The organism is Acinetobacter sp. JADD-222 (assembly GCF_049310645.1).
In genome coordinates this window covers 235068-256322 of the sequence record NZ_JBMOWI010000003.1, presented here as the reverse complement: position 1 = coordinate 256322, position 21255 = coordinate 235068, and the positions used below count along the sequence as shown (strand labels likewise).

Sequence of the window (21255 nt, the reverse complement as noted above, 5' to 3'; positions counted from 1 at the left end):
AAGTTTGAACGTAATAAGCCACACGTAAACGTGGGCACAATCGGTCACGTTGACCATGGTAAAACAACTTTAACTGCTGCGATTGCAACTATCTGTGCAAAAACTTACGGCGGTGAAGCGAAAGATTACTCACAAATCGACTCAGCACCTGAAGAAAAAGCACGTGGTATTACAATTAATACTTCACACGTAGAATACGATTCTCCAATTCGTCACTACGCGCACGTTGACTGCCCGGGCCACGCCGATTACGTTAAAAACATGATTACTGGTGCTGCTCAGATGGACGGCGCGATCCTTGTGTGTGCTGCGACTGACGGTCCAATGCCACAAACTCGTGAACACATCCTTCTTTCTCGTCAGGTTGGTGTACCTTACATCATCGTATTCTTGAACAAGTGTGACCTTGTTGATGATGAAGAATTACTTGAATTAGTAGAAATGGAAGTTCGTGAACTTCTTTCTACTTATGACTTCCCTGGTGATGACACTCCAGTTATCCGTGGTTCTGCGCTTAAAGCGTTGGAAGGCGATGCTGGTCAATATGGTGAGTCTTCAGTTCTTGCTCTTGTTGAAGCGCTTGACTCTTACATCCCAGAACCAGAACGTGCTATCGACAAAGCGTTCTTAATGCCAATCGAAGACGTATTCTCAATTTCTGGTCGTGGTACTGTAGTAACAGGCCGTGTAGAAGCTGGTATCGTTAAAGTTGGTGAAGAAGTAGAGATCGTTGGTATTAAAGATACAGTTAAAACAACTGTAACTGGCGTAGAAATGTTCCGTAAACTTCTTGACGAAGGCCGTGCAGGTGAGAACTGTGGTATCTTACTTCGTGGTACTAAGCGTGAAGACGTACAACGTGGTCAAGTACTTGCTAAACCAGGTACAATCAAGCCGCACACTAAATTCGACGCAGAAGTATACGTACTTTCTAAAGAAGAAGGTGGTCGTCACACTCCATTCTTAAATGGTTACCGTCCACAGTTCTACTTCCGTACAACTGACGTAACTGGTGCAATCCAATTACAAGACGGCGTTGAAATGGTTATGCCAGGCGACAACGTTGAAATGTCAGTAGAATTAATCCACCCAATCGCAATGGACCCAGGTCTACGTTTTGCGATCCGTGAAGGTGGTCGTACTGTAGGTGCTGGTGTTGTTGCGAAAGTAACTGCATAATCACTTTCAGTGAAAAAAAGCGCTCTTTTTAGAGCGCTTTTTTTATATTTAATTGTCTAACAATCACTATAAAGGCTGGCCCTAACTGATATTTCAATGTCATTATTTCCCCTTAATCCTTTTTATTAACTTTGTATGATAAGAATCAAGAAAACGAACAATAAAGTTTGAGTAACAAGGGTTACTTACTAAGGAGCTTTGGGTATGAATGCTAAAGTGAATATTATGAATCGTGCAGGCGCAAGCTTTCCAGTACGTCGTATGAATTTTGACTTTAATGATGTACCAGAATATTGGATGAATGGTTCTGCTGGACTCACACATTTTATGACTGCATTGTCAGCATTGTTTCCAGCTGGTGAGAAATTCTTTATAGATAGTGTACGAGCAGTACGTTATCACCCAGCTATTAAAGATGATGAAGCGCTCCAAAAAGAGATTAGTGCTTTCATAGGGCAAGAAGCAATGCATACTCAAGAGCATGTAAACTTCAACGCTTCTGCTCAAAAGTTTGGTCATGATGTAGAAACGTTAGAGAAATTTACCGATACGGCAATTCAAACAGCAATTAAAACTTTTGTAAAAATTGTCAAACCTTTCGGTATGACAAAAGAAATGGTTGATTTGACTGCTACAACGGCTCTTGAGCATTTTACCGCTACTATTGCTTCGCAATTATTGGTCAATAAGCACATTCAAGAGCTTATGACAGATGAGACAATGTCAACCATGTGGTATTGGCATGCGATTGAAGAAAATGAGCATAAAGCCGTAGCTTATGATGTGTACGAAGGTGTGTTTGGTAAAGGCATAAAAGCTTATGCGTTACGAACCAGTTCTTTGGTATTTGCTATGACTTTAATCTTTTTAATCCAGTCATCCTTTGTGCTTCGTTTATTAAAGCAAGACAACAAGTTGAATTTAGATGAACTATCAGTAATTTATAAATACGGATATAGCCCATCTAAAGGTATTATTAGTGGTATGGCTAAAGAAATGTTAGCTTACTTTAAACCTGGCTTTCATCCAAATGATCTAGATACCGTTGGTCTATTGAAAACATGGAAAGCAAAATTAGGTTTATAGATTTAATTCATGATTTATAAAGGGCCGATAGTGGCCCTTTTTTATTTTTATATAATTATTTTAAAGAGATCTTGGAGCAGATATTGCACCTTTATGTGTCTATGAATGACCTCATGTGATATTTCTCTGTCCTCATCTGCACTTAATTGGTACATCGAAAGACGTATGATTATAAATATTAAGAAAATAAATAAAGTTATATGTGAATTAGCTATTCACTTAAAAGGAGTCTGAGATGAATGCTAAGGTAAATATTTCCAATCGTGCTGGCGCTAGTTTCCCTGTGCGTCGTATGGATTTTGAATTTGCTCAGGTCCCACGTTATTGGGCAAATTATGATGCAGCATTAACACATTTTATGACAGCATTATCTGCCCTTTTTCCAGAAGGTGAGCAGTTCTTTGTAAATAGTACGCGTGCTGTTCGAAATGATCCAAAGCTTGCTGATCCAGATCTTCAAAAAGAAATTAGTGCTTTTATTGGTCAAGAAGCGATGCACTCCAAAGAGCATTTAGCATTTAATGCTTCAGCACAGGCTTATGGTTATGATGTGCGTCATATGGAAAAGCAAACAGGAAAAGTCATTAAGATGGGTACAGCTGTTGTAACCAAATTAATGAAACCTTTTGGCTATACCAAAGAAATGATTGATTTGACTGGAACATGTGCACTAGAACATTTTACATCGACCATTGCAGCTGAACTTTTACAAAACCCTGAAATTCAGGCCATGTTCCAAGACGACACTATGTATCATTTGTGGATGTGGCATGCAGTTGAAGAAAATGAACATAAAGCTGTCGCATTTGATGTGTATACCAGTATGTATGGACAAGGTCCGAAAGCTTATTTTATGCGTTCAACAGCCTTAATTATTGCAATAGCATTAATCTTCGCAACGCAGTCTTATTTTACTGCTAAGTTACTTAAAACTGATGATAAATTAACTTGGAAAGATACGAAGTACATGCTTAAGTTCATGTATGGTCGTAAAGGTTTTATGACTCGTCAAATTCCAGAGTTACTTGATTTTTTAAGACCAAAATTTCATCCAAATGATTCGGATACCACAGCATTGTTGGCAACTTGGCGTGAAAAATTAGGTCTTTAATAAATACTGAAAAAAGGGACAATTCAATTGTCCTTTTTTTTGCTCGTTTTTTCGTGGGAAGTTTTTATAATACGCACTACTTTAGAATCTTCATTGCGTTGAAACTCATGATTCGTATTATGCAAAACACTGATGTGGATATTGTCGTTAAAATTGAAAAATCAGTACAAACACATCCGTGGTCAAGACAGCAATTTATTGAATCTTTGAATTCTTATCAATGCACAGTGATTGAGTCACAAAACAGAGTGGTTGGGTTTTGTATTTTACAGCCTGTTTTAGATGAAGCTAATTTGTTACTCATGGCCGTTGATCCTAAAATGCAAGGGCAGGGTTTAGGATATAAGTTATTAAGTGCATCAATTGAAAAATTAGAAAATCAGCCAGTACAAATCTTTTTAGAAGTCCGTGAAAGTAATAAAGCTGCTATTGGTTTATATGAAAAAACAGGCTTTCACCAAATTGACCTGCGTCGCAATTATTATCCTACGCAAGATGGTGGGCGGGAACATGCGGTTATTATGGTAAAAACCTGTACAGATGATTTCGCATCTTTATTTAATGATTAAATTATTCCATTCAGAAGGTAACGTAGTCATAAGAGACGTACCTAGCTGTTGAATTTCCTCTGGTGATAATGACCTGTTTAAACGGCGCCATTGCCCATCGAGCAGAAGTTCTAAAGGGGTATATTGCGATTTATAGTTCATTTTGGCTGAATGAGGCACCCAATAGCCTAAGTAGAGATATTCTAAACCGAGCGATTTCACATATTCAATTTGGTTAAGAATAGAGTAAACACCAAGTGATCTGCGATGCTCATCGGGATCAAAGAATGTATAGACAGCCGATAGCCCATCATCCATTAAATCACAAGTAGAAACGCTAATGAGCCGATTGTCTTTCCAAAGCTCAAGAAAAAAACTATCTGTGCAGCTATGTACTAAAAACTTTTCAAACTGATCTAGACTTGGTGGAAACATATCACCATCTGCATGGCGTTCATTAATATAGCGTTCGTATAAATCATAATGAATTTGAGCTGCTTGTCGCGTAGGTAGAACAGTCATGGTGAGATCTTGATTTCGTTTCCATGCTTTTTTTTGCATGCTGTTCATTTGAAAATCGGCAACTGGAACACGACAAGACAGACATTGTCTACATAAATGACATTCAGGGCGATAAACAAAGTCACCACTACGGCGAAAGCCTAAACGAGAAAGTTCTGAAAGAGTGACCACATCAATTCGATGGATGGGATCTAAAAACACCATGCGTGCTGATTTATTTTCTAGATAGCTACAATCATGAGGTGGAGTAATATAATACTGCAGATCATTTAAAAGGGACTTCGGGTGATATGATTTCATGATTGGTCCCTCCTGTTATCATTCCATTAATTTTGCATCTAATGCTATTGTTTTACTTGAAAATACACGTTCTTGATACTTTTTCCAATTGATAGAGGGGTGAATAATTACATCTTGTAACGATTTTAAGTAGTCTTGACGAGAAAGTGTACTGGCTCCCAGACTAATTAAGTGACTGTTTACGAGTTGGCAGTCTATCCATGGTAGCTGATTTTCTTGTCCTATGAGCATTAATGTATAAAAAGCCATTTTTGAAACATCGGTTTCGTTGCTAAACATTGACTCACCAAAACACCCTTTGCCAATCGTAACACCATATAAACCTCCTACAAGCTTCTCTTGTTGCCATACTTCAATACTGTAACCGTAGCCCGCGTTAAACATCTCACAGTAGCCTTGAATAATATCTTCACTAATCCATGTTTCGTCTGCATAACTTCTTGGCAAAGAGCAAGAGCGAATAACTTGTTCAAAGGCATGATTAACCGTAATTGCATAGTCATGTTTTTTCATATTTCTCAGTAATGACTTGCTGGGCTTGTAGTTTTGAGGGTAGATCACGCAACGGGGTTCTGGACTCCACCAACAAATAGGCTCATCTTCATTAAACCAAGGAAAAAGACCATGGGTGTAAGCTTCAAATAGTGTAGAAGGGGAGAGGTCCGCTCCGATACAAATTAAACCATGCCCATCTGGGTCAGCTTCAATCGGGTCAGGAAAAATGAATTGAGAAAGTGGAAGTGTATTCATAGAAACAAAATAAGATGAGCTTTAAGGTTATGCTATAAAAATTAATATATGTCAGCTAGTCATTATTCTAAAAAAACAGCCGTTATAAGAACGGCTGTTTTTAAACTCTAGAAATCTATTAATTAAAGATTATCTAGATATTTTTCAGCATCTAGAGCCGCCATACAGCCAGACCCAGCAGAAGTAATCGCTTGGCGATAAATGCTGTCAGCGACATCACCAGCAGCAAAAACACCAGCTACAGAAGTCGCTGTTGCATTACCAGAGGTACCGCTTTGCACTTGGATGTAGCCATCACGTAGGTTTAACTGGCCTTCAAACATTCCAGTGTTTGGCTTGTGACCAATTGCTACGAATAGACCATGAACCTCTACGTCTTGCTTAGAATCATCTTGAGTTGATTTAAGGCGAACACTGGTTACGCCAGTATTGTCACCCAATACTTCTTCAACTTCGTGGTTCCAGATAATGCTGATTTTGCCTTCTTTTTCTTTGGCAAATAAATGATCTTGCAAAATCTTTTCAGAACGTAAAGTATCACGGCGGTGTACTAACGTTACATGTGAAGCAATATTTGATAAATAAAGTGCTTCTTCAACAGCAGTGTTACCACCACCTACAACCATTACTTTTTGGTTTTTGTAGAAGAAACCGTCACATGTTGCACATGCGCTTACACCTTGGCCCATAAAGTTTTGTTCAGACTCTAAACCAAGATATTGAGCTGTAGCACCAGTTGCAATAATCAAAGCGTCACATGTGTACTCTTCCATATCACCTTTAAGAACAAAAGGACGTACATTTAAGTCCACTTCGTTAATATGGTCATAGACGAGTTCTGTACCAAAGCGTTCAGCATGTGCTTGCATACGATCCATTAATGCAGGACCTGTTAAACCTTCAGGATCGCCCGGCCAGTTGTCAACTTCGGTTGTTGTTGTAAGTTGCCCACCTAGTTGTAAACCTGCAATTAAAGTAGGTTTAAGGTTTGCACGCGCTGCATATACTGCTGCACTATAGCCCGCAGGGCCAGAACCGAGAATAATTAACCGAGAATGACGAGCACTCATTGAGGGTATCCTTATTTATTTCGAGAATTTTGAAAATTATACGTGAATTTGCCGATCAATAGCGTTAAATCAATGTGGATAATATTGATCAGGTCAATCGAATTAAGTTATATAACAATATAGAAGTGCCTTATGTTAACAACAACTGTAAAGAATCATGCACCTTTTTTGTAAGAACAGGTGCATAATATAAAGTTCATTCGTTGAAGATCTAAAATATAGTTCTTCACATCTCTAAACCAATAATTAAATGGGTTACAGGACAGTATATGACTGCGGTGTCAAGTGTTTATGCACAGCGCTTATTGATGACATTATTCTTGGTTTCTTTTGGTATTTATATGTTTCTGGCAACAGTAACATATACACCATTTGACCCGGGCTGGATGCATATTTCCAGTGATACTCAGCAAGTATCCAATGCAAGTGGTATTGCTGGCGCATGGATTGCAGATTTGCTGTTTGGTTTTTTAGGATGGGCAAGTTTGCTTATTCCAATTTTCCTTTTCATTGAAGCAATTCAGGTTTGGTGGCCACGTAGTTTCCTAAACCGCCCATTTCGTTATGCTGCACAATTCTTCTTAATTTTAGTTGTATCTAGCTTACTTTATTTACACTGGAATGTGCCGGCAGATACTTTAGATAATGCAGCTGGGGGAATTATTGGTTATGAGTTAGGTCAAAGCCTATCTCAGTTGTTAACAATTTACGGTGCAACCTTATTTTTACTGGTTTTCGGGGTCGTGTTGTTTACTCTTGCATTTGGGGTGCAATGGAGTAAAACATGGGTTACGCTCAAAGCTACACCAAGTTATTTACAAGATTTATTTTATAAGAACGTATCTCCGAATGAATCGGATTATGACTTAACAACTCAACCTGCCAACAAAGCAGCCGCGGTTAAAGTTGCTGACAATGTAGAAACGAATGCGAATGCTTCAGATGAGAAAGAAGCATCAGTTCAATCTGAATCAACTCAACCGCAATCTACCACAACGCGACATGATGCGGTTGCTGAGCGCTTATTTGCAGATGTGCTAGCGAAAGAGCAGAGCCGACCTGAACCTGTTGCAGATACACCAGTTGCAAATACTCAGAACTTTGAGCATACGCTTGAACAGGCCCATAAACTTGAACGAGATAGCCAACGTTTAGTTGCGACTGGCGAAGTATGGCGTGCTTTACAGCGTGATGATGCGAGTCATAAGCAAGAAATTGATGCGCTTTTAAGAGCTGCTGATGATTCGACAGAGATAGAACAAGTTCCTACTCATGAGCAATTTCAGCAAACAATTTCTCAAGTAAATCAAAATCAACCATCATCTAAACAAGACTTACATGGTCTTGATTGGAATGATGATGAGATTTTTGATGAGTTGCTTGCCGCGGTTCCAAACAGTAAAACTGCAACAGATGTGCATACACCATTTGTTCAAGATCACCATGTAGAAGCCGAACCAACTTCGCAATCTGTTAATATTGCGAATGAAACATCTTCAAATATTTCAAATTTAAATCAATCACCTAAAAATTTAGCAAACGAACAAGTCTTTGAAGATTTTGATGATTTATTAATAGATGAAGACATTGCTCCAGCTGAACCTGTAAGAGCAAGTAGTTATGCGCAATCTTCAGCATTTGTAAAAGCTCCTATCCAAACGACTATTCAGGCCGACAAACTTTCAAAAGAAGAGTTTATCGAAGCTTGGCAGGAGACTGCTGGAAAACCGCAGGAAAATGCTGATTTTGATGAAGACGATTTCGATTTTGATGCACCGTTAACAGATGCATCAGGCCGCCCAATGTCTCGTGCAATGCAAGTTGCTAAGAAGCGTTTGGATTTACCAACTTTACCGGGCCTTGACCTACTTGATAAGGTTGATCCAAATAAGAAAGTCAACTTTACTGAAGAGCAACTTTCACGTTTGTCTGAATTGCTTGAAATTAAATTGCAAGAATTTAACGTTAAAGCACAGGTGGTAGAGGCTCAACCAGGACCAGTTGTAACTCGCTTTGAGTTAGATTTGGCGCCGGGTGTTAAAGCTTCTAAGGTAACGAATATCTCACGTGACTTGGCACGTTCAATGTCGATGGCATCCGTACGTGTGGTCGAAGTTATTCCTGGTAAACCATACATTGGTATTGAAGTGCCAAACAGTGCCCGTGAAATGGTGCGTTTGATTGAGTTATTGGAAACACCAACATATCGCGACCCAAGTGCATTAATTAGTATGGCGATGGGTAAAGATATTTCAGGTAATCCTGTACTCACTGATTTAGCGAAAGCACCACATATGTTGGTTGCTGGTACGACAGGTTCTGGTAAATCGGTTGCGGTCAACTCGATGATTTTATCGATGTTACTTAAATATACGCCTGACCAATTACGTTTAATTTTAATCGATCCAAAACAGCTCGAACTTGCAAACTATAATGATATTCCACATTTATTAACTCCAGTCGTTACTGACATGAAAGATGCGGTAAGTGCTTTGAACTGGTGTGTGAATGAAATGGAACGTCGTTATAAGCTTATGTCGTTCTTAAAAATTCGTAAATTAAGTGACTACAACCGTAAAGTTGAAGAAGCGATTGCGAATGGTGAAGACTTAATTGATCCGACTTGGAAACCAAGTGATTCTGCGACACAAGAACGTGCACCTCGTTTAACGCCATTACCATCTATTGTCATTGTTGCGGATGAGTTCGCCGACATGATTATGCAAGTGGGTAAAAAAGCAGAAGAAATGATTACCCGTTTGGCGCAAAAATCTCGTGCTGCTGGTATTCACTTATTGCTTGCAACTCAACGTCCCTCTGTTGATGTTATTACCGGTTTGATTAAAGCCAATATTCCAACGCGTGTAGCACTACGTGTAAACAGTAAAATTGACTCACGTACTATTTTGGATGCTGGTGGTGCAGAAGACTTGTTAGGTCATGGTGATATGCTGTTCTTAGGTCCTGGTAAAATTGAGCCGGAACGTGTGCATGGTGCTTTCATTAGTGATGATGAAGTAAACCGTATTTGTGATGCTTGGCGTGAGCGTGGCGAGCCTGATTATATTGATGAAATCTTGACTCCATTTGATGAAGAGCCTGCATCACGTGGCTTTGAAGAGGGTGAGGGTGGTTCTGACCGAGATGCACTTTATGATCAATGTGTGTCATTCGTATTAGAAACTCGAAAAGCGTCTACATCTTCGCTACAGCGCAAATTTAGCCTTGGTTATAACCGTGCTGCTCGTATTATTGATCAAATGGAAGAGAACGGCATTGTGAGCTCAATGGGCCCTAATGGTAAGCGGGATATTCTAGTTTAATACGTATAATTTAAGCCTCTTCGGAGGCTTTTTTATAACTTAAATAAAGTGAACCTATTTATAAATGACTTAAAGATTTTATCGTCTAGTAAAAAAATGCTAATGTATTTTCCCTAAATAAATAACAATGAATTAAATCAGGAGAAAGACATGCTATTAGCTCTGATTACTTTAGCCTTTATTCACTTTTGCGCACTTATTACTCCCGGGCCTGATTTTTTCCTTGTATCTCAAACTGCCATTAGCCGGTCTCGTAAAGACGCTATGCTGGTCGTTGCTGGTATAACGGCGGGTGTTATGTTTTGGGCGTGCTTGGCACTGATGGGGCTAAATCTTATCTTTGAAAAAATGGCTTGGTTAAAGCAAGGGTTGCTCATTGCTGGTGGCTTATATCTATGTTGGTTGGGCTATCAGATGCTACGTTCAGCTTTTTCAAAAAATGAGCAAGAGGGCAATGTTGCTGTTGAGCTCCCAAAAGCACCTTACTTATTTTTTATTAAAGGTTTGATAACCAATCTATCAAATCCAAAAGCTGTTATTTATTTTGGTAGTGTTTTCTCTTTATTTTTAGCTAATCCTCAACTTGATCAGGTTCACTGGCTACTCTTTATTATTGTCACAGTCGAGACAATTTTATGGTTCTGCTTTGTGACTTTTATTTTTTCACTACCAAGTTTTAGAGCAGCTTATCGTAATTTTTCAAAATGGATTGATGGTATTTCGGGTGGTATTTTTACCGTGTTTGGTATTTTCCTGATTGGTAATCGATAAGTCTAGATAAGAAAAAAGCCTCTTTTAGAGGCTTTTTATTTTAAGCAAACTTTGCTAGAACTTCTAAAAATGGTGCTGATTGACGCGGAAACTTAGCAATTACATCATGGATGCGTTGGCCTTCAGGATCTTTGGCATTAATATCGCGTCCGTCCGCAATAAATTGCTTTAAAAGACGCTCATAGTCTGTTGGGCGCATATGTTTGAATGCATGGTAGAGCACATGAAAATCTGCATTCACACCACTTGGAGGAAGTTGGTTGAGGTAGGCAAAAACACGCTCATCGGACCATTCTTCATTGAAAGTTGCTGGCTGTGATAATGCCATGACAATCTCCTCATTTTAAAAAAGGCAAAATAACTTGCGTTATTTTGCCTTGATTCTGATTTATTGAATAGTCAGAAATAGAATTATCGTTCTTCAGGTAAATTGATATTCATTTCTAACATTTCGATATTAGCTTCAGAGCGAACTTGCATTTGGATATGCTGTTCACCTACACCGCTAACATAACGGCTAACCACTTGCATGATTTCTTTTTTCATCTGATCAATTTTGTCTTGGCTTAAACGGCGGCCTAAACCTTGTTCAGAAGCAACAATAACTTTCAAACGATCTTTGGCAGTTTGAGCACTTGATGGTTTTTCTTCGCTGCTAAATAATTTACTCCAGAATCCTGCCATATCTACGCTCCAAATAGTCGTGCTAACCAGCCTTTAGGTTGAGCTGTGATGTGTCGATAAGGACGGTCTTCGCCAAGGAAGCGTGCAACCAAATCATCATACCCCTGACCAGCTTTAGTTTCTGAATACAGAATAACTGGCTTACCTTCGTTTGATGCTTGTAATACACTTGGACATTCTGGAATAACACCTAATGTCGGTACGCGTAAAATATCTTTAGAAATATCATCAATTGTCAGCATTTCCTGACGGTCAGCACGTTCCGGGTTAAAACGTGTAATACATAAATGTTTACGTATACGCCCTTCGTTGTGTTCAACTTTCTTGGTCTTGCTATCTAACATACCAATAATACGGTCAGAGTCACGTACTGAAGAGATTTCAGGGTTTGTTACAATGATTGCTTCATCTGCATGATACATGGCTAAAATCGCGCCACGCTCGATCCCTGCAGGTGAGTCACAAATGATGTAATCAAACTCTTGAGATAACTCATCAATAACTCGAGCAACACCTTCGTCGCTCAACGCATCTTTATCACGTGTTTGTGAAGCCGGTAAAATATAAAGGTTTTCGATATCTTTATCGCGAATAAGGGCTTGTTGCAGACGTGCTTCATTATTAATAACATTAACGAAATCATATACAACACGACGCTCACAACCCATAATCAAATCAAGGTTACGTAAGCCTACATCAAAATCAATCACAACAGTTTTATGACCACGAAGGGCTAAACCTGTTGCAAAAGATGCGCTCGTTGTAGTTTTACCTACACCACCTTTGCCTGATGTTACGACAACAATTTTGGCCACCGAATCCACTCCTATTATGGTCATACACCCTTAAAAGGGCTGTTTTTTGGTGATTTGCTTAATAAATTAAAGTTCTAGAGCTTCAAATTCAAGCTCTTGCTTTTCATTTAAATAAATATGTACTGGTTTTTTTACCACATGTTTAGGGATATCATCTGCGACACAATACGTTCCGGCAATGGAAACGAGCTCAGCCTCTAAAGATTGGCAAAAAATGCGTGCAGCTGCGTGCCCGCCCGCACCAGCAATGACTCTACCACGAACTGTGCCATAAATATGTATATTTCCTGAAGCGATCACCTCGGAACCACTATTCATGCCAGCCTTTAAAATAATATCGCCGTTATCTTGTACAAGGGATTGGCCTGTACGCAAAATTTCATCATGATAAGAGGTAATATGAGCGACCGCTATCTTGTTTAGTGGTTTTTTTGTTTCTGCTGAAGACGAGGCAGGAGCTGTAGCAGGTTTTTCCACAATAGCCACTTGTTCAGCTGTCGCTTTAATGCGTTGTAATGGTTGATCTGCCGGTAAAACAGGGAATTGAATAGCGCGAGCCTCATCTCCTAAAATACCGTCGATTACCGCCATTGGTTGTAAACCCAAGCTCACCAGAAGTTGAATCAATGCAATTAACTCTTGCTCAACTGTACTGTCAATAATCACTAAAGTTCCTTGATAGGAACCTTCATTTAAAATATTTGATAATTGCTGGCGGATCACATCATGATCATTGGTATCGAAGGTTATCCTGCTAAAGTTAACCATTCTGCCGGTAATCCGTATATCAGCCATAAGTCTTCCTTCAAGGCGTTAAACGAGCTGTAATATCGTTAAGTTTATTGTAAATAGGGCAAATGCTAGAACAATTCGTGCCAATTCTCTAGCGTGATTCATAAAAAATTAAATAAATGCTTATTCTTTGATTCGATCATACTCCGCAAGGGTTTGTTGCCATTGTTTGACCTTAACTTGTTTGCGTACAGACTCCAGTGTTTCAAACACGATAGATTCAACCAATTGCTCAAGCTGACGATTATTAATATTTATTTCACTTATTCTTTGAGAAATTAATTGATAAGTGGGATTTGGAGTATCTTGAGATCCCTCAATTAAAGGTTCAATTAAACCTGCACTAATATTTTCACCTAATCTTTGACCAATGCTTTGAATTTGCTGTTCAATGCGGCCCCCGACTAAAGGAATTAATCGTAATAATTGAGTTAGCTCAGGCGTATCAATAATGGCTTGATCTACAATTTTGCCCACACTTTTTGTAATAGCAGGTTTTTGTTCTTTTAAAGCAGTCGCTAAAGACTCTTGTAATAATGCGGTTAGAGCGACAGTAAATTGCTCACGATGATGATTAACCAAGTCGTGAATAATCTGTTTATGGCTAGAACTTGTTCCAAGTTCATATCTAATACCATCAATCACGGTAATTACAACGCGGTCAGATAATTCTTCCATTACGACGCGATAATAAAATAGCCCAGTTTTCCGCCAGCTTTCCGGAACAACTGGATAGCCCAACTCATGTAAACGGTAAGCAATAATCCCAGCGCGGAATAAACGTAAAAAACGGAGCTGAGGAATAATAGCTAAAATTTCATACCAGTGAATAAAAGGAAAAAAGAACCAACGCTTATGGTGCTTATTGATGATCGCAATAGCCCAGCGTACAAGCAGCTCAATAATTAAAAAACCAATAAACCAAGCTTCTGACGTAATCACCCAAGGATGTAGTGAAGTACGATAAAAGCTGAGTACTTGGGGCAAGTGAATATGTTCGAAGAACCATGCCCCAATACTGCTCATTAAAAAGAAATTAGTTGCAAGACAGAACAAGTTAAAAATGATAATAAACACCATAAAGATGTCGTAGACCAAAAACAGCTTAAATGAAAGGCTGTTTGGGTCTACATGATGGTATTTCGTTTTTTTCCCAGAACTGTTTTGCATAATAACGGGTGCTTTCTTAAATATTTGCAGTGGTATATTGAGACTTCATTTGCTCAATAAGTTGATCTTTTTCGGTCCAAATGTCATGAACCCATTGCTGAAAACGTTCACGATAAGCCGCATCATCTTCATAGTTGCCGCCAAGTACCCAGTCTGGAATTTCAATTTTACGTAAGTTGACCGCAATTTTTGAAACGTCCCCGAGCCAGAAATCGCTATACCCTGGTACGCCATCAGGATAGACAATAGTCATATCAACCAAAGCATCAATTTTGTCACCCAAGATATTTAATGCAAGCGCCAAGCCACCTGCTTTGGGTTTTAGTAAATGCTTATAAGGGGATTTTTGCTGGTCATGTTTTTCTTGAGTAAAACGAGTACCTTCCAAATAATTTAATAATGTGAAGGGTTGACTTAAAAGCTGCTCACAGGCTTTACGCGCTTCTATCATGTCACGGTCTTTAAGTTCAGGATTCTTCGCGATCTGTTCTTTGGTGTGACGTTTCATCATTGGGAAGCCTAAGATTTTAAATGCTTGCCCAACAAAAGGAATGAAGATAAGTTCCCACTTAGTAAAGAAACGGGTAAGGGGCATACGAGTTAAACCAAAATATTGATTTACAGTCGTGTCTACCCAGCTTTGATGATTACAGGTCATTAAATAACGACCTTGCATATTCAGATCAAGTCCTTCATCAATGGTAATGTCCCATTTTAGATTGGGTAGAACATGGTCAATGAGCCAATTATTTACCCCTAGCCAGCTATTTGTAATTTGAATATTAGTCTCATCTATTTTTGATGATTTTTTTAATAGCTTGGTCAGACCTAATGCAAGAACAGGAGGACCATGAAAAAAAGTACTTCCTGTAATGACTGTACCTACAGTGAGTCCACGTGTAATTTTTTTTAGCGCAGATTGTTTATTGGGTGCAGTTGACATATAAAAGACCCCGAATGTCTCAAATCCATAGAAAAGTTGTTCAACTATAACTGTCATAATATGAAATACAACGTTATCTTAGACAACAATGAAGAAATTGTGATGAGCTAGCATCTTAAAGTGCATCAAAATATTACAAAAACATAACTAAACTATTTATTATTAACAAAATATCAATGTTTTATACTTCCTTTTTGTTTCATTATTCATTCAGACAACAAAACACACAAAGTGAGGAGGCATGCAATGCGTGCATTAGTTATTTCAACAGTGGTAGGGGCAGCAGTAGTTCTTTCTGGTTGTCAAACAACTGGTAATAATCTTGGTGGCGTTGAATACGATAAAACCGCATTAGGTACTTTAATTGGTGCAGCAGCTGGTTATGGTATTTCTAAATCAAATGCAAACTCTAGCCGTCAAAACAACCGTGCTGCGGCAATTGGTGCAGTTCTTGGTGCTGCTGGTGGTGTATATCTTGACCAGAAAGAGAAAAAATTACGTCAACAAATGGCGGGTACTGGTGTAGACGTTGGCCGTAACCCAGATGGTTCTGTTCAATTGATCATGCCTGGTAGCATTACTTTTGATACAAACAAATCAAACATCAAGCCAAACTTCTACGCAACTTTGAACAAAGTGGCTCAAACTTTGGCTGAAGATAACAAGAGTGCAATTCTTGTAACTGGTTATACTGATAACACTGGTAATGACTCTATCAACATTCCATTATCGCAAGCACGCGCTCAATCAGTACGTAGTTACTTAGCTAGCCAAGGTGTATCTGCTAGCCGTATCGACGCGCAAGGTTATGGTTCATCTAACCCGATCGCAGATAACTCAACTGCATCTGGCCGTGAACAAAACCGCCGTGTAGAAATCAGCATTTATGCTAAACAATAAGATCTAGTTTATTGTTTCAAAAACCACCTTCGGGTGGTTTTTTTTATGGGTGCAGTACAAGAAATAATCACGACATTCTGCGGCGCATAAATTGCATTATTAGACATCATTTATACATATCCGTAGATTTACTATTGGGATTCTAAAAAAGAGATGACTATAATCATGCTCGAAAAATTAAGAGGTAATACACGATGTCATCTGCCAGTCAATTGAACAACAAGCAAGAAGAAGCCATGAAATATACTCAGGGCCCTTTATTGGTGCTTGCTGGCGCTGGTTCAGGTAAAACATCGGTAATTACGCGTAAAATTGCTTATTTGGTGCAACATTGTCGTATTCCTGCACATCGTATAACCGCGATGACCTTTACAAACAAAGCTGCACGTGAAATGAAAGAGCGTGTGACTAAGCTTTTATCACGTGAAGAAGCAAAAGGTTTATCAGTTTCTACCTTCCATACTTTTGGTTTAAACCTTTTACGTTTAGAACTTAAAAATTTACCTTTAAAAGCTAATTTTTCGATTTTGGATGCAGACGACTGTAAGCGTATTTTGATGGATTTGATGCATCGCGATAATTTGTCAGGTGCAGAGAGTAAAGAATTAATTGCTAAGGCCATGAAGAAAATTTCAGATTGGAAAAACGATCTGATTTTGCCAGAACAAGCGCATTCGACTTGTGAAACACCAGAAGATGTCCAGTTTGCTCATCTTTATCAACTTTATGAACGTAATTTACGTGCCTACAATGCTGTCGATTTTGATGACTTGATTGTTATGCCAACACGCTTATTGCAAGAAAATGCAGAAGTACGTGACAAATGGCAAAACCGTGTCCGTTACTTATTGGTCGATGAATATCAAGATACCAACACCGCTCAGTATATTTTGGTCAAACTGTTAGTTGGTGTAATGGGGCAGTTCACCGCGGTAGGTGATGATGACCAGTCGATTTACGCATGGCGTGGTGCTAAGCCTGAAAATATGGCGTTGCTTAAACAAGATTTCCCAAATCTACATATTATTAAGCTTGAACAAAATTACCGTTCGACCAGCCGTATTTTAAAAGCTGCCAACTGTGTGATTCAAAACAACCCACATATTTTTGACAAGAAATTGTGGAGTGATAAAGGGCATGGGGAAGTCATCCGAATCATTACATGTCGTAATGATGACGATGAAGCAGAGCGCGTGGTAAAAGACTTACTGACTCATAAGCTGATGAACGGTAAGAACTGGAAAGATTATGCTGTGTTGTATCGTGGAAACTTTCAGGCACGTGTACTAGAAACCCAGCTTCGCCAAATGCAAATTCCGTATAAACTCTCTGGCGGTACATCGTTCTTCGCGCGTGCAGAAATTAAAGACGTGATGAGTTATTTACGTCTTATTATTAACCCAGAAGACGACAGTGCTTTCTTACGTATTATCAATACACCTAAACGTGCAATCGGACCAGTTACTCTAGAGAAACTAGGTTTATTTTCACAAGAAAATAATTTGTCTTTACTCGGTGCTTCTGCTGACCAGCGTTTAAGCATGGTGCTGCCTAAAAAGGCGGAAACACAGCTTCATGAATTTGCTGACTTTATCGCGACATTTACACGTGAATTGTTAGAAGATGATGAGCCTGTGCCTAAAGTTCGTCAAATGATGAATGAAGCGGGTTATATGGATTACGTTCGAGAACAGTCAGCAACTCCTGCACAAGAGAAAAGTAAACTCGATAATATCGAGAACTTATTTACCAGTATTCAAAATCTGATTAACCGCGCAGAAGATGTTGATGAAAAGAATATTGAAAGTGTCATCCGAAAACTAGTTTTGCTCGATCTGTTAGAACAGCAGCAGGAAGAAGAAGATACAGACAAAGTGAACCTTCTTACTTTGCATGCAGCAAAAGGTCTGGAATTCCCATATGTGTACATTATGGGACTTGAAGAAGAACTATTGCCTCACAAGAACTCGATTGCAGCAGAAACCATTGAGGAAGAGCGCCGTCTCATGTACGTGGGAATTACACGTGCACGCCAAGGTTTAACGTTAACTCTAGCGGAACAGCGTAAAAATGGTGGACAGATGAAACAAATGACGCCTAGCCGTTTCCTTGATGAGCTTCCGCAAGATGAGCTTGAGTGGTTAGGGCGTAAAAAGAAAATTGCGGCTAATGTTGACCCTAAAGAACAGGCTCAACAATATCTGGCAAATTTAAAAGCTTTATTAAAGCGTTAATTTTTTTAATTTTTAGGAAATCCCATGAAAGTTCAAGTGAAATTGCTCGATCCGCGTTTAGGTAAAGAATGGCCTTTACCTTCATATGCAACAGCAGGTTCAGCGGGTTTAGATTTACGTGCCTGTTTAGATGAAGCAATTGATATTGAACCAGGACAAACTGTTTTAGTTAAAACAGGTATGGCAATTTATATTCATGATGTAAATTTTGCTGGTTTAATTTTACCGCGTTCAGGGTTAGGTCATAAACACGGTATCGTGCTTGGCAACTTAGTTGGTTTGATTGATTCGGATTATCAAGGTGAATTGATGGTTTCAGTTTGGAACCGTGGTCAAACCACATTCCGTTTAGAACCAGGTGAGCGCTTGGCACAGTACGTTTTAGTGCCTGTCGTACAAGCTGAATTTGAGCAAGTAGAAGAATTTGAAGAAACTTTACGTGGCGCTGGTGGCTTTGGCCATACAGGTAAACAATAAGTTTTTTTAAATATTAACGAAAATCAAACGCCTGTTGAACAGGCGTTTCTTTTTACATCTTGAATGTTACAAAGGATTATATTACAACACGCTTTACTCATATTCTTTTAACTTTTTTAGCAAACAAACCTTTCAAAAATTTTGAATAATCTATGTTTTTGCGATAGATCGAATTGATCTTTAAATAGAAGATACGCTATGAATGTAAGACACTCATTTCCAAAAAGTATTTTTCGTGCTTACGATATTAGAGGCAAACTTTCTTTCTTAACCACGGACGTTGTCCGTTCAATTGCCTACGGATTGGCACAACAATACAAACAAGCAAAACAAACTCAATTAGTAATTGGCTATGATGCCCGTCTCACAAGCCCAGCCTATGCACACTTAATTGAAGAAATTTTAGTAGAACAAGGTTTAAAAGTGACCAACATTGGTTGCTGTTCATCACCAATGATGTACTACATTGCTCGAGATTTTGGGGGCAATGGCATTATGGTGACCGCAAGCCATAATCCAAAATCTGACAATGGGATTAAGTGGATTTTAAAGGGTGAACCGCCGTCTCCAGAAATGATTCAGCAGGTGGGTGAAGAAGCCCAAACTTATGTACCGTCTCATTCAATTTCTGTACTTGAATTGACATTACCTCAATTTAAAGCTGAATTTTGCCAACAATACCAACAAGCTATTTTTAAAGATATTCAGTTAAAACGTCCTTTAAAAGTTGTTTTAGATGGTCTGCATGGTTCAGCTGGGCATTGTTCAAAATTAATATTGGAAAAAATGGGTTGTGAAGTCATTGCTTTACGCACCAATCCAAATGGTGAGTTTCCAGATCACGCACCAGACCCTTCACATGCGGCACATTTAACTCATTTGCGTAAAGCTGTAGTTGAGCAGCAGGCGGATATCGGCATCGCTCTTGATGGCGATGGAGACCGTGTTGTTTTAGTCGATGAAAAAGCACAGATATTGACAGCAGACCGCTTATTGTCGCTTTTTGCGCAAATGTGTCTTGAGCAGCACCCAGAGCAAGAAATTGTTTTTGATGTGAAATGTTCACGTATGGTTCAAGAGACTGTCGAGAAACTCGGCGGAAAAGCAAAAATGATCCGCACGGGAAGTAGCTTCCTACGTGCTTATTTATCTCAATCGAATGGCCGTGCCATTTTTGGTGGAGAATATGCAGGTCATTATGTGTTTAATGATGGCCGTGGTTTTGGCTACGATGATGGTTTATATGCCGCATTACGAGTAATGGAGTATTTTACCCAATCTGATGCCACTACAATTTCTGAATTATTTGCTCCATATCCAGAAAGATGTTGTACAGAAGATACCTATATTGGTACGTATCAGTCTGATCCAAAGTATGTATTACAAGATATTGAGATTTTAAGTCATCGCTTAGGGGCACGTATTAGTAAAATTGATGGCGTACGTCTTGATTTTGATGATGGTTTTGGCATTATTCGAGCATCAAATACTGGTGAATATTTTACAGTACGATTTGATGCGGATAATCCTTTACGATTAAAGGAAATCCAGCAAAAATTTGTAGATATGTTACAAGAACACTATCCGCAAATTGCACAAGAACTTTCAGAGGCCTAAGTAAGGAGAGGCGTAATGCCACAACATCAGCATATCGGTGTCGACAAAGCAAAAATCTTGATTGAAGCTTTGCCGTATATTCAACGCTTTACTGGTAAAACGCTGGTGGTGAAATACGGTGGCAACGCAATGACTGATCCGGAGCTCGAAAGTTCATTTGCCCGAGACATCGTTTTACTTAAAACTGTCGGTTTAAATCCGATTGTTGTTCACGGTGGTGGGCCACAAGTGGACTCATTCTTAAAGCAGTTAGGCCGTGAATCTGACCGTATTGATGGTATGCGTGTAACTGATGCTGCAACCATGGAAGTGGTTGAAATGGTGTTAGGTGGGAGCGTAAATAAATCAATCGTTAATTTGATTAATAAACACGGTGGACGTGCGATTGGTTTAACAGGTAAAGACGGCAATTTACTTCGTGCCCGCAAATTGCTTATGGAAAAGCAGGAAGAAGATGGTTCTATCAAACATATCGACTTGGGTATGGTTGGTGAAGTGACTGGCGTTAAAACAGATGTATTGGAAATGTTCACCCAAAGTGACTTTATTCCAGTTATTGCACCCCTAGGTGTAGATGAAGAAGGCAATACTTATAATATTAACGCTGATTTAGTTGCAGGTAAGGTTGCAGAAGCATTAGGCGCTGAGAAATTAATTTTGCTCACCAATATTAGCGGTGTGCTTGATGAAAATAAAAATCTGTTAACTGGCCTTACGACACAAGAAGTTGATCGCCTCATTGAAACAGGTGTGATCTATGGCGGTATGATTCCTAAGGTAGGCTGTGCGCTTGATGCTGTTAAAGGCGGCGTTGTGAGTGCGCATATTGTTGATGGTCGCGTGCCACATGCAACATTACTTGAAATCTTCACTGATCATGGCGTTGGAACATTGATTTCTAATCGCACTAAAACAGCTTAAGAAATCAGTTATTCTTAATAAAAAGATCACTCTAGGTGGTCT

At 39.1% G+C, this 21255-nt stretch carries 20 protein-coding genes; 11 read left to right on the top strand and 9 right to left on the bottom strand.

Features of this window, described 5'->3' with window-relative positions; translation table 11 throughout:
* From tuf to rimI, 4 genes are all read left to right on the top strand, one after another.
* On the top strand, window positions 1-1179 hold a 1179-nt coding region (gene tuf, locus ACO6UW_RS04965), incomplete at its 5' end, for an elongation factor Tu (protein ID WP_017399900.1).
* A gap of 204 nt (window positions 1180-1383) precedes the next feature.
* Window positions 1384-2265 carry a metal-dependent hydrolase gene (locus ACO6UW_RS04960; protein WP_057062199.1) on the top strand — a complete coding sequence of 294 codons (882 nt, stop codon included), beginning with the start codon at window positions 1384-1386 and terminating at the stop codon, window positions 2263-2265.
* A gap of 235 nt (window positions 2266-2500) precedes the next feature.
* Window positions 2501-3376: a metal-dependent hydrolase gene (locus tag ACO6UW_RS04955; RefSeq protein ID WP_057076754.1), complete on the top strand. Its 876-nt coding sequence runs from the start codon at window positions 2501-2503 to the stop codon at window positions 3374-3376.
* A gap of 107 nt (window positions 3377-3483) precedes the next feature.
* Window positions 3484-3945, top strand: coding sequence for a ribosomal protein S18-alanine N-acetyltransferase (gene rimI / locus ACO6UW_RS04950; RefSeq protein WP_057062201.1), 462 nt, complete (start codon window positions 3484-3486; stop codon window positions 3943-3945).
* On the opposite strand, the gene ACO6UW_RS04945 is transcribed toward rimI, so the two are convergent.
* The 3 genes from ACO6UW_RS04945 to trxB form a co-directional block, all read right to left on the bottom strand.
* A complete protein-coding gene (locus ACO6UW_RS04945) occupies window positions 3931-4746 on the bottom strand; it encodes an arginyltransferase (RefSeq protein ID WP_004703325.1) in 816 nt (271 codons plus the stop codon). The two genes, rimI and ACO6UW_RS04945, sit on opposite strands and share 15 nt — an antisense overlap.
* A gap of 18 nt (window positions 4747-4764) precedes the next feature.
* Window positions 4765-5496, bottom strand: coding sequence for a leucyl/phenylalanyl-tRNA--protein transferase (aat, locus tag ACO6UW_RS04940; protein ID WP_057062202.1), 732 nt, complete (start codon window positions 5494-5496; stop codon window positions 4765-4767).
* A 122-nt stretch (window positions 5497-5618) separates the two neighbouring features.
* Window positions 5619-6566 carry a thioredoxin-disulfide reductase gene (trxB, locus tag ACO6UW_RS04935; protein WP_002121722.1) on the bottom strand — a complete coding sequence of 316 codons (948 nt, stop codon included), beginning with the start codon at window positions 6564-6566 and terminating at the stop codon, window positions 5619-5621.
* A 269-nt stretch (window positions 6567-6835) separates the two neighbouring features.
* On the opposite strand from trxB, the gene ACO6UW_RS04930 reads away from it, so the two are divergent.
* Both ACO6UW_RS04930 and rhtC read left to right on the top strand, forming a co-directional pair.
* A complete protein-coding gene (locus tag ACO6UW_RS04930) occupies window positions 6836-9889 on the top strand; it encodes a DNA translocase FtsK (RefSeq protein ID WP_057062203.1) in 3054 nt (1017 codons plus the stop codon).
* 150 nt (window positions 9890-10039) lie between these two features.
* Window positions 10040-10660, top strand: coding sequence for a threonine export protein RhtC (gene rhtC, locus ACO6UW_RS04925; protein WP_005803155.1), 621 nt, complete (start codon window positions 10040-10042; stop codon window positions 10658-10660).
* A 40-nt stretch (window positions 10661-10700) separates the two neighbouring features.
* Here the strand turns inward: rhtC and ACO6UW_RS04920 are convergent, their stop codons facing one another.
* From ACO6UW_RS04920 to ACO6UW_RS04895, 6 genes are all read right to left on the bottom strand, one after another.
* On the bottom strand, window positions 10701-10988 hold the full coding sequence (locus ACO6UW_RS04920) for a PA4642 family protein (RefSeq protein WP_005070896.1): 288 nt from the start codon (window positions 10986-10988) through the stop codon (window positions 10701-10703).
* Window positions 10989-11071: 83 nt separating this feature from the next.
* A complete protein-coding gene (minE, locus tag ACO6UW_RS04915) occupies window positions 11072-11344 on the bottom strand; it encodes a cell division topological specificity factor MinE (protein WP_000896934.1) in 273 nt (90 codons plus the stop codon).
* Between the two features lie 2 nt (window positions 11345-11346).
* Window positions 11347-12159, bottom strand: a complete 813-nt coding sequence (gene minD / locus ACO6UW_RS04910; RefSeq protein WP_002121719.1) for a septum site-determining protein MinD — start codon at window positions 12157-12159, stop codon at window positions 11347-11349.
* A gap of 66 nt (window positions 12160-12225) precedes the next feature.
* Window positions 12226-12954 carry a septum site-determining protein MinC gene (gene minC, locus ACO6UW_RS04905; protein ID WP_005075304.1) on the bottom strand — a complete coding sequence of 243 codons (729 nt, stop codon included), beginning with the start codon at window positions 12952-12954 and terminating at the stop codon, window positions 12226-12228.
* Window positions 12955-13074: 120 nt separating this feature from the next.
* Window positions 13075-14121, bottom strand: a complete 1047-nt coding sequence (locus ACO6UW_RS04900) for a hypothetical protein (protein WP_057062204.1) — start codon at window positions 14119-14121, stop codon at window positions 13075-13077.
* A 16-nt stretch (window positions 14122-14137) separates the two neighbouring features.
* Complete coding sequence (locus tag ACO6UW_RS04895; protein ID WP_057062205.1) at window positions 14138-15064, bottom strand: acyltransferase; 927 nt, start codon at window positions 15062-15064, stop codon at window positions 14138-14140.
* Between the two features lie 246 nt (window positions 15065-15310).
* Here ACO6UW_RS04895 and ACO6UW_RS04890 point away from each other — a divergent pair, with 246 nt between their 5' ends.
* From ACO6UW_RS04890 to argB, 5 genes are all read left to right on the top strand, one after another.
* Complete coding sequence (locus tag ACO6UW_RS04890; RefSeq protein WP_009390536.1) at window positions 15311-15964, top strand: OmpA family protein; 654 nt, start codon at window positions 15311-15313, stop codon at window positions 15962-15964.
* A gap of 194 nt (window positions 15965-16158) precedes the next feature.
* The gene (locus tag ACO6UW_RS04885) at window positions 16159-18198 is read left to right on the top strand and encodes a UvrD-helicase domain-containing protein (protein ID WP_005070868.1); all 2040 of its coding nucleotides are present in this window, start codon (window positions 16159-16161) and stop codon (window positions 18196-18198) included.
* A gap of 24 nt (window positions 18199-18222) precedes the next feature.
* Window positions 18223-18675, top strand: a complete 453-nt coding sequence (dut, locus tag ACO6UW_RS04880) for a dUTP diphosphatase (protein WP_002121799.1) — start codon at window positions 18223-18225, stop codon at window positions 18673-18675.
* Window positions 18676-18873: 198 nt separating this feature from the next.
* On the top strand, window positions 18874-20292 hold the full coding sequence (locus ACO6UW_RS04875) for a phosphomannomutase/phosphoglucomutase (protein ID WP_057062206.1): 1419 nt from the start codon (window positions 18874-18876) through the stop codon (window positions 20290-20292).
* A gap of 15 nt (window positions 20293-20307) precedes the next feature.
* Entirely contained in the window at window positions 20308-21213 is a 906-nt protein-coding gene (argB, locus tag ACO6UW_RS04870; protein WP_002121716.1) for an acetylglutamate kinase, read from the top strand.
* Window positions 21214-21255 lie beyond the last annotated feature (42 nt).